The sequence below is a fragment of the Arthrobacter sp. TMN-50 genome, from assembly GCF_054511125.1.
The window spans coordinates 94,946-106,982 of the sequence record NZ_JBTNDG010000002.1; the positions used below are offsets into that span (position 1 = coordinate 94,946).

Here is a 12,037-nt window from a genome sequence, read left to right on the forward strand (position 1 = left end):
CGAGATCAACCACCGAGGAGCAAAGATGTCCACTCGCCCCAACCCGATGCCCGGATTGATCAACGATGAGCATGTACTGCACCGGATAAGCGGTGAACTAGCTGGAAAGTTCGATGGCGTGTTCAGCCCAGAGATGGTCGACCGGTACGTTTTCGAGTCCTACACAGCTCTCGCCCGGACGGCGAAAATCAAGACGTATCTGGCCTCAATCACCAAGCACTTCGCCGAGGACCGCCTGAACGCACTCGCTCATGCCCAGGGTGTCCGTCCTAGCGGGAAGGCTGAAGTCTTATTCGTTTGTGTACAGAACGCAGGGCGCTCCCAGATGGCCGCCGGGTTGCTTAGGCACTACGGCGAGGGTCGCATCAATGTTCGTTCGGCAGGGTCAATGCCCGCAGAGCACCTCAACGTTCATGTCGTCGAGTCCATGAGAAAGCTCGGTATCGACCTCGATGCTGACTTCCCCAAGCCCCTCACCGACGACGTGGTTCGGGCGGCCGACGTCGTCATCACAATGGGCTGTGGCGATACCTGCCCTATTTACCCGGGGAAACGCTACGAGGACTGGCAGGTCGAGGACCCGGCTGACCTCGATCCGTCGGGGGTAGAGCGGGTACGGAACGACCTGGACAGACGGATTCGGCAACTGGCCGCCGAGCTCCTGGACCAATAAACGGGACTAGGGATCCCTTCGCTGGGGCTGCTGCAACAGGTCGACCAGCTCCAGCAGCTGCTCCATCTCTTCGGCGAATTCCTGATTGGCGCCGCTGCCAGCGAAGAATGCCGCGTCGTAGTAAAGCCCATCGCCCATCAGCTTCACGGCGCGAGCCACTGAACGGCTGCCCAGCGACGACTCAAGTGCTCCCAGCCACAGAGCCTGGATCTGCGCAAAGTTTTGTTGTGCTTTCGGGTGGCCCCGCTGGGCGAGGCGTGCCATTGCCACGAGTGCCCTGTCCAAGGCGCTGTCCTCATATACCGAGGTCCTGACGTAGTACCGGGCTGGCCCTTCGGGGTCAGCGGTCATCAGTTCGCGATCAATCGAGGAGAGGGCCAGGAGCCGCTCCCCCAACGCATCCACTAACGCCTCCTTCGACGGAAAGTGATACAGCAAACCACCCTTGGAGACGTCGGCAGCCCCGGCGATCGCTTCCATGGTGGCGGCCCGTTCGCCGTCGTTTATGAGGATGTTCTCGAAACTGTCGAGGATGCGCTCTTTGGAACTAGCCATGTGTTCATCGTAACGGGGCCTCACGCTTTACTGTACCGGCTGGACGGTATAGTCTCAGATCATGAGTAACCCGACGCACGTTCTCGGTCCGACCACCGGAGCGCCTGCCCTCGACCCTGCGCCTACCCGGGCCGGCCGGCGTGAATGGACAGCTCTCGCTGTCTTGATGCTGCCCGTCCTCTTGGTTGCCGTCGATAACACCGTGCTTGCCTTCGCCACCCCTGCCATTTCCCTTGCGTTCAATACCAGCGGCACAACACTGCTGTGGATTATCGACAGCTACCCTCTGATGCTCGCAGGCCTTCTGGTGGCCATGGGGAGTTTCGGCGACCGCTTTGGCCGCCGAAGGCTCCTCATCATCGGCGCACTGGGGTTTGCAGTCTTTTCGGTCGCCGCCGCCTACTCGCCTACAGCAGAGGCGCTTGTCGCCTCGCGGGTGGGTCTCGGCGTGTTCGGCGCCATGCTGATGCCCTCAACGCTCTCGCTCCTCCGCAACATCTTCTCCGATCGCAACCAGCGCCGTCTGGCCATCGCTATCTGGGCCGCCGGATTCTCTGCTGGCGCTGCCCTGGGGCCGCTCGTAGGCGGCGCGCTTCTTGAGCACTTCTGGTGGGGGTCGGTGTTCCTGTTGGCCGTGCCGGTCCTGGTACTGATGCTGGCACTCACGCCCACGCTGGTTCCGGAGTCGAAGGACCCCAACCCCGGGCGCGTGGATTACCTGAGCATTGTCCTATCGGTCTCGACGATGCTGCCCATTGTGTTCGCCATCAAGAACTTCGCCAAGGGTGATTCGGTGACGGTGACGGTAGCCGCCGTCGTCATTGGCCTCGCCGCTGGAACGGCGTTCACCAGGCGCCAACTCAGCCGGCCCAATCCCATGCTGGACGTCCGGCTGTTCACCGTGCGTGCCTTCAGCGGGGCGGTGCTGGTGAATCTGCTCGCCATCTTCTCGCTGGTGGGGTTCATCTACTTCGTTTCACAGCATTTGCAGCTGGTACTGGGGCTCAGCCCCTTAAATGCCGGGCTGGTTTTGGTGCCCGGTCTGATAATGACCATCATCGCGGGCCTTGCGGTGGTCCCCGTTGTACGCCGGGTGCCCCCGCGCACCGTGGTACCGATAGCGCTACTTTTGTCGGCATCGGCGTACGCATTCGTGGCGGTCACCGGTCAGGGCGGGTCCGCCGCCGTGCTGCTGTTCGCATTTGTGTTACTGGGCATCGGCGTTGGAGCGTCCGAGACGGTATCCAACGACCTGATCCTCTCTACCGTGCCCGCCGAAAAAGCGGGTGCCGCGTCGGCGGTGTCCGAAACCGCCTACGAGGTGGGTTCAGTTTTTGGCACGGCCCTGTTGGGCAGCGTGCTACTCGCCTCCTACCAACGCAACCTCGTGCTGCCAGCGGGCCTCAGCCCGGAGCAGGAAGCTGTCGCCACCGAAACTCTGGGCGGGGCCGTCAACACTGCTGCACAATTGCCGGGCAACGGCGGCAGTCAACTTCTAGATTCGGCGTTCCACGCGTTTGATAGCGGTGTGGTACTCACCTCAGGGATTGGTGCAGCACTCATGGTGTTCGCGTCCGCGCTGGCGCTGTGGAGCCTGCGACGCGCGTAAAGATCCGTACCGGATCCCTGCACGTCGCAGGCTCGGTCCGTCCCTTGTCAGGCAGGACTATGCTGCGGGAGTGATTCCGCCGGTGCAGGCCGCGCCGGGCTCGCGGCTCTGCTCGCCCTGGATGTACCGTTCGAGGAACACGGGAAGCCGGCTGTCCTCGGCTGAATCGACGCTCAACTGCAGGCCCCAGGCGCTCACCATGACGGGTGATTCCTGGTCGGCGTAGGGGCTCAGGAGCACGTAGCCGCTTGAGCCCACCAGATCAGTCAGGGTGTCAATCTCGGCCTGGGGAAGATCGGGCTGGTAGGTGATCCAGACTGCCCCGTGCTCCATCGAGTGGACGGTGTTCTCGTTGGGGATCTCGGAGGTGTAGACGCCACAGTTGATCCAGGTGGGGTTGTGATCTCCGCCCACGGGAGGTGTCTGTTCGTAGTCCACCGGCCCTTCGATGTGGTTGAAGGTGAGGTCTTCAAATTCCTGTACGCCTTCGATCGGCTGGCTGGCAAGCTCTTCGATCCGCTGGTTCTCCTGCACCTGACCCACAATGACAATCGTCACGGCAACAATGATGGCGATGACAACGGCACCGATTCCGCCGAGGATCAACGTGGTGCGCCGACGGTCACCGGCCCGCTGCTTGGACTGGATGGCCTTCAGCCGCGCCTGACGGTCGGCATTGTCCTGGGCTCGCTTCTTATTCAACGCGTGAATCCTTTTTCCGTAAGAGTGATTGAAACCAATGTACCGTCGGTGGTGCTACAGCTCATCCAGCATGTCTTCCATGGCGGCTATCTCAGCCACCTGGGCCGCCACCATTTTCTCGGCTGCAACCCTGACCCGCGGCTCCTGAACCAGTCCCGCCCCCGCCTGCGCCATGTCCGCACCTGCCGTGTGGTGAGCGATCATCAGGGTTAGATACAGTCGCTCCGCCGCAACACCAGAGGCAGCCGTCAGCTGAGCGATCTGCTCCGGGGTGGCCATCCCTGGCATCAATCCGTCGGCTCGCAGCATTTCACCATCGCCCCCGTGATCCATGGACCCCGCCACCCACGCCATGCTCGGTGCGGCAGAACTTTGCGGCAGACCCCACTCTTCCAGCCAGGCATACATCTGGCCGATCTGGTGCTGCTGGGTCAGGGCGATATCGTAGGCGATGGTGCGGACCACTTCGTCGTCGGTGCGGTCACGCACCAGTCGTGACATTTCTACTGCCTGAGCATGGTGCACCTGCATGTCGCGGGAAAATCCAGCGTCAGCGCTATTGGTGGCCGGGTATTGCGGGCCGGTGCCGATCCGACCCGCCACGAACGCAAGAGCAAAAAGGCAGACCACCAGCGCTCCGGCCAGGCCAATGAGCACGCGCTTCTGCCACGTCTCGAGGTGCAGCGTCATCTACCTGTTTCCCCTGTTCCACAGTCATTCCAACTTCTTTAACGTATTGCATCAGCCTCAGCGTTCCCTGAACGTCGTGGAGATACCCCCCTAGGGTAGTTGGAATATACGGGTAGGGGGTATATCCTGGAGGAGATCAAGGAGAGCCTGATGACCGACATCGCTACCGAACATGGCTATACAGCCGACAAGGTCGCCTATTTGCGGCGCCTGAGACGTATTGAAGGTCAGGTTCGTGGGATCGCCCGGATGATCGAGGAGGACAAGTACTGCATCGATGTCCTCACCCAGGTATCAGCGATCAACAAGGCGCTACACGCGGTCAGCATTGGCCTACTTGAGGAGCATATTGCCCACTGTGTCGTGGGAGCCGCCAACGAGTCCCAGCTCACTGGTAACCCCGGCATTGTCCAGGAAAAAGTCCAGGAAGCCTCGGCGGCCATCAGCCGCCTACTGAGATAACACGTCCCCCTCACCTAAGGAGTACCACCATGAGCACCACCACCGTCAACATCTCGGGCATGACCTGCGGCCACTGCGTCGATTCAGTCACCGAAGAAATCCTCACCATCGACGGCGTCCAGGACGTCTCGGTCGACCTCAACAAGGGCGGCATCTCCACCGCCACCGTCACCTCAGCGTCCGACCTTGCCCCGGAGCAGATCGGCGAGGCCGTAGCCGAAGCTGGCTACCTGGTTGTCGCCACCGACGCCTAGGGTCCATCGACGCTCAAGTAGGGCCATACGGCTACCGATTAGTACCACCTAGGAATGCGATGAGCACGAACCAGTTGAAGACCACCCCCGCTACCCGGGTTGTCGAACTCGATATCCAGGGCATGACCTGCGCGTCCTGCGTAGGGCGGGTGGAACGTAAGTTGGGAAAGCTTGACGGCGTCGGGGCCAGCGTGAACCTGCCGCTCGAAACCGCCACAGTCACGGTCCCCGCGCACATCTCGGACCAGGACATCGTGGACACGGTGCAGGCGACGGGATACACGGCGCAACTGAAGCATCAGGGCCGTAGCACCACCTCAGGCCTGGAGTTGGGAGACCCCGCGCTGGAGGGTACCCACCCGGAAGCCTCCGATCATATGGCCCACGGCGGATCAGCTGCGCAGCTGCGGCCACGGCTTATCGTCGCGGCACTTCTGACGCTGCCGGTCGCCGTCATCTCCATGGTGCCCGCGGCGCAGTTCCCTCACTGGGGTTGGGTGGTCTTCGCCCTTGCCCTGCCGGTGGTCACCTGGTCCGCCTGGTCGTTCCACCGGGCGGCCGCCATCAATGCCCGCCACCTCGCGTCGACGATGGACACCCTGGTGTCCATCGGCGTCACCGCCGCGTTTCTCTTCTCGGCCTGGCAATTATTCAGTGACCCCGCCATCACCGAACATGTGGGCATGGCCATGAGCGACCACGCGCTGTACTTCGAGGTGGCAGCAGTTGTCGTCACCTTTCTGTTGCTGGGCCGTTATCTTGAGGCGAATGCCAAACAACGGGCTGGCGAGGCCCTTAAAGCCCTGCTAAGCCTCGGCGCCAAGGACGCAACAGTCCTCCGCAACCAGGACGGCCGCCGGGTGGAGGTCAAGGTACCTGCCGATTCGCTGGTCCACGGGGACGAGTTTGTGGTGCGGCCCGGCGAAAAGATTGCTACCGACGGGGTGGTGATCGACGGCGCCAGCACCGTCGACACGTCACTGCTCACCGGTGAATCCGTTCCGGTGGAGGTGGGCATTGACGACGTCGTCACCGGCGCCACCATCAACACCTCAGGGCGCCTCGTGGTCCGGGCAACCCGGGTCGGCAGCGAAACCACGTTGGCCCAAATGGGGCGGCTCGTCAGCCAGGCGCAAAGCGGCAAGGCGCCCATCGCCCGGTTGGCGGACCGAATCAGTGCCGTCTTCGTCCCGATCGTGCTGGCCATCGCCGTCCTCACCTTCGTGGCCTGGATGGTCCTGACTGGCGACCTTCAATCGGCGTTCACCGCCGCCGTAGCCGTCCTGGTGATCGCTTGCCCGTGTGCGCTTGGGCTCGCGACGCCGACGGCGCTCCTGACCGGTTCGGGACGTGGCGCCCAGCTCGGCATCCTCATCCGTGGACCGCAGGTTCTGGAGGACACCCGCACGGTCGACACCATTGTGCTGGACAAGACCGGCACCGTCACCACCGGCAAACTCGCGGTGACCGACGTCGTCGTGCTCGATGCCCTGGATCGGGACCACCTCCTTTCACTGGCCGGCGCGGTTGAGGCTGCCAGCGAGCACCCGATTGCCCAGGCGATCGCTGCAGCAGCCCCTGGCCACCCCGCGGTGACCGGGTTCAGCAGCTCCCCCGGCGGTGGAGTGCGGGGCACCGTCGACGACGGCGGGCGAGCCGTCACAGTGCTCGCCGGGCAGTCCGGTTGGTTGCGGGAGAACGGGGTTGTTATCACCGACGCACACCGTTCAGCACTGCAGAATCGGCAGGATTCCGGGGCCACCGCCGTCTGGGTGGCAGTCGACGGCCGCATCGTGGGGCTGGTGGCGCTGAAGGATACGGTCAAGGACTCATCTGCCGCCGCTATCGCCCGGCTCAAGGATCTGGGACTGCGGCCCATCCTACTCACCGGCGACAACGCCTCGGTGGCACACCGGGTGGCTGCCCAGGTTGGAATCGCTCCCGACGACGTGCTCGCCGGAGTGCTCCCGGCGGGCAAGGTGGACGCCGTCCGGCGGCTGCAGGCCGACGGCGCCACGGTGGCGATGGCGGGTGACGGGGTCAACGACGCCGCCGCCCTGGCGCAGGCCGACCTAGGGATCGCGATGGGCTCGGGCACCGATGTTGCCATTGAGGCAGCCGACCTGACCGTGATGGGGAACAGCCTGGAGCAGGTGGCGCAGGCAATCGAGCTGTCACGCAAGACACTCCGGACCATCAAGACCAACCTCTTCTGGGCGTTCTTCTACAACACCATTGGCATCCCGGTGGCCGCCCTGGGGTTCCTCAACCCGATGGTCGCGGGTGCAGCAATGGCCGCCAGCTCTGTGCTCGTCGTGGCCAACTCGCTGCGGCTGCGGCGGTTCGGCCGGTAGGCCTACGGCAGGGGGACGGGCTCGACGTCGTTGGCGCGCTCCAGCGGCGGGGTCCCGTCCGCCGGTGCGCGCAACTCGTCAACCCGGACCATCACCACTCCGCCGACGATTAGCAATCCGCCGAGAAGCTGGATCAGCCCGGGGAGCTCACCGAGCATCAGCCAGGAAGCCAGTACCGCGAACATCACCTCGGTGAGTCCCACGAAGGATGCCACCTTCGAGCCGAGCTGGCGGGCAGCGAGGATGCCCGTGAAGTACGACACCACCGTGGAGATCAGCACCAGCCCCAACACGGGCACCAGCCAGCTGGTCTCCCAACCGGCCAGGGTCACGTCGCGGAATTCGAAGGTGAAGGGCATGATGCCCGCCAGTCCCATCACCCCGATGGCCACAGCACCTACCACCATGCCGCCGCCTGCCATCACCAGAGGCGGGAGGGCGTCATTGGCGCGGGCGGACATCAGGAAGAACACGGCGAGGCAGACCGCCGCGGCCAGTCCGTAGAGGACGCCAATCGGGTCGAGGCGTTCGTCTGAGGTCAGGTCCAGTACCAAGAGGAGCCCAACCATGGCCGTTATCGAGCCGGCGGCCGTCAGGCGGCGTGGGGCGTGACGGGTGTGTGCCCATAGCCAGCCGACAATCAGCACCGGTGCCAGGTACTCCAGGAGCAGGGAAACTCCGACGGACATCCGCTGGACCGCGCTGAAGTAGAAGAACTGACAGAGCGCGATCGCTGTCACACCGTAAATGGTGAGGGTCAGTGCACTCCCACGCAGAGCTGTCCAGCGCCCCCGCAGGGCGATCAGCACCGGGATCAGCAACACGAGAGCGGCCCCGCCGATACGCACGCCTACTGCTGCACCTGGACTCCACCCAATCTCCAGCAGGGACTTGGCGAACGGCCCGGACACGCCAAACGCCGCCGCAGAGATGACCGCGAACCACAGGCCCGCCGCTGCACCGTTCTTCATGCCGTACTCCTCCGCGCGCGTTAGTGTCATGACCAAAATATGATTATGGTAGTGACAGTAGCCTTGAACGATGTCAGGAGTCAACGTGGCCTTTGCCTATGACACAGAAATTGCGCTAATCTCCGCCGCCGCGCTCATCAACACGGGGAAAGAGGATCCGGATCAGTTGAGCACCCTGGCGGATCTCGACCGGTTCCTTGCCGAGCAGGATTTCTCCGGATCGCGTGCCCGGACCGCCGCCGAGCTGGCTGCGGTGGTGCGGTTGAGGGCAGAGTTGGAGGAGGTCTGGACGTCATCCGAGGACGATGCCGTCGCGCGGGTCAACCGGATCCTGGGCGACGCGAAGGCCCTCCCCCGGCTGGTCCGCCATGATCACTGGGACTGGCACCTCCACGCCACCGACCCCGATGCTCCACTCGAAGACCGGATGGCCACCGAGGCGGCGATGGCGCTAATCGACGTCATCAGGACCCACGAAATGGACCGCCTGCGGATTTGCGCCGCTGAGGACTGCAGCGCCGTCGTGCTGGATCTGAGCCGCAACCGCTCAAAGCGGTACTGCGATACCGGGAACTGTGCGAACCGGGCACACGTCAAGGCCTATCGCGCCCGGAAAGCGGTGGCCGGCTAGACCCGTGCACGCGACCGGCGACTGGCGTGCGCAGGAAAGTGGCGCAGCATCGCCGGCGTGCACAGGAAAGTGGCGCACCCGCCGGCGCTCACAGGAAAGTAGCGCAGCATCGCCGGCGTGCACAGGAAAGTAGCGCACCCGCACGTTAGTGGTTGCCCAACAGCGTGTATGCGGTTCAACCACTTTTCTTGGCCGCGACAGCCCGGGTCAGGCCCCGCTGATGCCGAACAGCCCGATGACGAGCGCCATCACCAGGTAGGTGACCAACTCGTGGGCGCAGTTCAGGAGCGTCAGCCCGGCTGGCCTTCGAACGCGTCGTGGGTGATGAACGGGGAGGCGGTGAACCCTGCCCAGAGGATGACCGCGGTGATCAGGGTGTTGAGCAGGAAATTTCCGCCGTAGAAGTCCTGGGCGATCGCGGCGCCGCCGGCCAGCACCCAGGCACTGATCAGGCTGACCCCCACGGTGATGATCTGCACCTCTTCCTTGCTGTATCCGGTTCAGCTGAAAGTGTAGACCGTCACGTCAGGAATTCCCTGCCATCGCGGGAAGAGGGAATGGCGGGCGTGCGAGGTCTGGCTAGTGGGTGCTGTCCGTGCCGCCGCGGGGTGTCCCCTTGGGGTTTCCATCCTTCTCGACGTTGCCCGCGCCGCCGGGGATCTTCGAGGACGACCGGTTGATTCCCGTCCCCTTACCGAGGTGGTCAGCATTCGGCTTCTCCGTCATCATGAGCATGGCGCACACTACGAGGGCCGCGATGAAGGCAATCCCCGCCGCTGTAAGGCCGAGGTCAACCCTCAGTTCCCGGGTGCCGCCACCGGTGGAGACGACCATCGCCACGATGCCGGCTACCGCCGCGAGGGCGGCTGAGAAAATAAGGGGGCCTTTGACGCCCCTAACCGATTTGGACACTGTTGCTCCTTGAGAAAATTGTCGCCGCAGATTCTTCTACGAGGAGTAGAAAGACTGCTACCTCTAGTTTACGGGGTCGGCGGCGCTTGCCGGGGCAGCGTGACGCACGTCATGTCGATACCCAGACGCAGCGATCGCAAGGACGACGGCGGTGATCAATGCGCCACCACCGGTGACCCCCAGCAGTGCGTGGGCCCCCGCACCTTCGAAAAGGGGCAGCAGCAGGCCGGTGGCGACACTCACTGCGCCGACGGCGATCAAGTCCCTCCCGACGACGGTGGTGCGGCGCTGCCGGATTCCCACATAAAGGTCCACCGCACCGGCGATCACCAGGACGAGAGCCCCCACTTGGGCGAACATGGCGTTGGTATGGATCCAGAGGTTGAGAACGCCACCGGACAGCAGGAAGCCGGGAGCAATCCACACCACCCACCGGTCAACGCTATGGCGCAGGTCGACTGCCCGTTCCATCCAGAACGCCGAGGCAGCGAGTCCGAGCAAGTACAGGCCGCCACCTACCGATGCCACCTGCACTGACGGTTGCGTCCAGAAGATTGTCAGGGCGCCAAACGCTGCAGCCACGACGGCACGAAACAGCAGCGGCGGCCAGACTGCCGCGGCCTGGTCCAGCGAGTTATGAGGCGGCTGGACCGTCACATCGTGTGGTGCGGCACCCATTGCGCGAAACCTCCGGTTCGAAACGGGCTGATCACCTCAGTCCAGAGCTCCCAGTTTATCCCCGCGACAAAGGAGCGAAACAGCGGTGCAACCCAGGATCCCGGGACTGTCGTCCCGCCCCACGCTAGCGAGCGCCGATCACCATCCAGCAATCATTGCGTACCCGCCACGCCAGGGTCAGAGCCCGGGCTGCCATATAGCCGATGCCGAACGCGAGCCACAGCCAGACAATGCCGACCGGACCGGTGAGACCGGCATTGAAGATCCACATCAGGAGCGGCAGGTACACGAGGAGATTGACGACGCCGGCAATCGCCAGATAGCGGGCATCGCCGGCGCCAATGAGGACGCCATCCAGCACAAACACCAGACCGCATACGGGTTGGGACACTGCGAGGACAAAGAGCCCCGCCGCGAGCGCTGACTGCACGGCCTGATCGGAGGTGAAGATCCAGCCAACGAACGGCGCTGCCAGGGCCAGGATGGCGCCGGTGATCACACCGAACCCGAGCCCCCACCAGATCATTCGCCGGGTCAGCGCGTGAGCCAGTGGCTTATCCCCGGCGCCGAGTTCTTTGCCGATCAGCGCCTGGGCGGCGATGGCCAGCGCATCGAGCGCGAAGGCCAGGAAAATGAAAATGGTCATCACCAGCTGGTGCGCCGCAAGGGAAACCGAACCCTGCGCCGTCGCGACATACACGGTTGCCAAAATGGCGACCCGCAGGCTCATGGTGCGCAACATCAGCCAGGAGCCCACCCTCGCCGTCGCCCGCAACCCCTGCCAAGACAGCCGGAGCGGCACCTGGTTCCTGCGGGAGAGCCGGAAGACGATGACGAGGTAGACACCTGCCATCCCCCACTGGGTGACGCTGGTGCCCAGGGCCGATCCTGCCACCGAGAGTCCCAACCCGTAGACCAACAGGAAGTTCAGCCCAATATTCACGGCGAATCCGACGCCGGCCACTAGCAGTGGCGTCCTGGTGTCCTGCAGGCCACGAAGCACCCCGGTGGCGGCAAGCACCACCAGCATGGCGGTCAGCCCCGGCATGGAGTAGCGCAGGTAGTCAACGGCGAAGGTGTGCACCTGTCCTTCCGCGCCCATCAGCGAGGCCAGCCCGGGCGCAAGGATCCACCCCGCAGTGGAGAGCAGCACTCCCAGGACCACGGCCAGGCCGATGCCGTCGCGGCCCGCAGCCACCGCGTCCTGGATACGTCCGGCTCCAATGAACCGCGCCACGGCGGGGGTGGTGGAGTAGGCGAGAAACACCATCAGACCGACGATGGTGTGCAAAACGGTGGACGCCAGGCCCACTCCCGCCAGCTCATCGACGCCCAGGTGACCCACGATGGCCGAGTCTGCCAGCAGGAACAATGGTTCAGCAATCAGGGCCCCAAGCGCCGGGACGGCGAGGTGAAGGATGCGCCGGCTCAACTCGCGGGTCTCAGGAAGGGCGGCGCTCACCATGCCACCCTATGCCTTGCTGCTGGCATTCTGAGGGGCCGGCAAGGAACGTCCGCTAGGCTGAACCGTGAGGCACGATGGCGC

Annotated in this window: 14 protein-coding genes; 6 read left to right on the forward strand and 8 right to left on the reverse strand. The window is 64.0% G+C overall.

The features are described from left to right. The first annotated feature begins 25 nt into the window (after positions 1-25). On the forward strand, positions 26-673 hold the full coding sequence (locus tag ACX80A_RS04340; protein ID WP_459258459.1) for an arsenate reductase ArsC: 648 nt from the start codon (positions 26-28) through the stop codon (positions 671-673). A 6-nt stretch (positions 674-679) separates the two neighbouring features. Here the strand turns inward: ACX80A_RS04340 and ACX80A_RS04345 are convergent, their stop codons facing one another. Then, positions 680-1,228, reverse strand: a complete 549-nt coding sequence (locus tag ACX80A_RS04345) for a TetR/AcrR family transcriptional regulator (RefSeq protein WP_459258460.1) — start codon at positions 1,226-1,228, stop codon at positions 680-682. A 61-nt stretch (positions 1,229-1,289) separates the two neighbouring features. On the opposite strand from ACX80A_RS04345, the gene ACX80A_RS04350 reads away from it, so the two are divergent. Next, entirely contained in the window at positions 1,290-2,837 is a 1,548-nt protein-coding gene (locus tag ACX80A_RS04350; protein WP_459258461.1) for an MFS transporter, read from the forward strand. Between the two features lie 57 nt (positions 2,838-2,894). On the opposite strand, the gene ACX80A_RS04355 is transcribed toward ACX80A_RS04350, so the two are convergent. Beyond that, on the reverse strand, positions 2,895-3,539 hold the full coding sequence (locus ACX80A_RS04355) for a DUF3105 domain-containing protein (RefSeq protein WP_459258462.1): 645 nt from the start codon (positions 3,537-3,539) through the stop codon (positions 2,895-2,897). A 54-nt stretch (positions 3,540-3,593) separates the two neighbouring features. Further along, positions 3,594-4,229, reverse strand: a complete 636-nt coding sequence (locus ACX80A_RS04360; protein ID WP_459258464.1) for a DUF305 domain-containing protein — start codon at positions 4,227-4,229, stop codon at positions 3,594-3,596. 150 nt (positions 4,230-4,379) lie between these two features. Here ACX80A_RS04360 and ACX80A_RS04365 point away from each other — a divergent pair, with 150 nt between their 5' ends. The 3 genes from ACX80A_RS04365 to ACX80A_RS04375 are packed head-to-tail and all read left to right on the forward strand — an operon-like array spanning position 4,380 to position 7,299. After that, positions 4,380-4,691 (forward strand): metal-sensitive transcriptional regulator, encoded by a 312-nt coding sequence (locus ACX80A_RS04365; RefSeq protein WP_459258465.1) that lies wholly within the window; start codon positions 4,380-4,382, stop codon positions 4,689-4,691. Between the two features lie 29 nt (positions 4,692-4,720). Then, positions 4,721-4,945, forward strand: coding sequence for a heavy-metal-associated domain-containing protein (locus tag ACX80A_RS04370; protein WP_459258466.1), 225 nt, complete (start codon positions 4,721-4,723; stop codon positions 4,943-4,945). 59 nt (positions 4,946-5,004) lie between these two features. Then, entirely contained in the window at positions 5,005-7,299 is a 2,295-nt protein-coding gene (locus ACX80A_RS04375; protein ID WP_459258468.1) for a heavy metal translocating P-type ATPase, read from the forward strand. A gap of 2 nt (positions 7,300-7,301) precedes the next feature. Here ACX80A_RS04375 and ACX80A_RS04380 read toward each other — a convergent pair whose 3' ends face one another. Further along, complete coding sequence (locus tag ACX80A_RS04380) at positions 7,302-8,300, reverse strand: EamA family transporter (protein WP_459258469.1); 999 nt, start codon at positions 8,298-8,300, stop codon at positions 7,302-7,304. Positions 8,301-8,355: 55 nt separating this feature from the next. On the opposite strand from ACX80A_RS04380, the gene ACX80A_RS04385 reads away from it, so the two are divergent. Continuing rightward, positions 8,356-8,901: a CGNR zinc finger domain-containing protein gene (locus ACX80A_RS04385; RefSeq protein ID WP_459258824.1), complete on the forward strand. Its 546-nt coding sequence runs from the start codon at positions 8,356-8,358 to the stop codon at positions 8,899-8,901. Positions 8,902-9,191: 290 nt separating this feature from the next. Here ACX80A_RS04385 and ACX80A_RS04390 read toward each other — a convergent pair whose 3' ends face one another. The 4 genes from ACX80A_RS04390 to ACX80A_RS04405 all read right to left on the reverse strand — a co-directional run bounded on the left by ACX80A_RS04390 (position 9,192) and on the right by ACX80A_RS04405 (position 11,953). Next, positions 9,192-9,380, reverse strand: coding sequence for a hypothetical protein (locus ACX80A_RS04390; protein WP_459258470.1), 189 nt, complete (start codon positions 9,378-9,380; stop codon positions 9,192-9,194). A 100-nt stretch (positions 9,381-9,480) separates the two neighbouring features. Then, positions 9,481-9,813 (reverse strand): hypothetical protein, encoded by a 333-nt coding sequence (locus tag ACX80A_RS04395; protein WP_459258471.1) that lies wholly within the window; start codon positions 9,811-9,813, stop codon positions 9,481-9,483. Between the two features lie 63 nt (positions 9,814-9,876). Further along, on the reverse strand, positions 9,877-10,491 hold the full coding sequence (locus ACX80A_RS04400; RefSeq protein ID WP_459258472.1) for a hypothetical protein: 615 nt from the start codon (positions 10,489-10,491) through the stop codon (positions 9,877-9,879). A gap of 124 nt (positions 10,492-10,615) precedes the next feature. Next, positions 10,616-11,953, reverse strand: coding sequence for an MATE family efflux transporter (locus tag ACX80A_RS04405; RefSeq protein ID WP_459258473.1), 1,338 nt, complete (start codon positions 11,951-11,953; stop codon positions 10,616-10,618). Between the last annotated feature and the right edge of the window lie 84 nt (positions 11,954-12,037).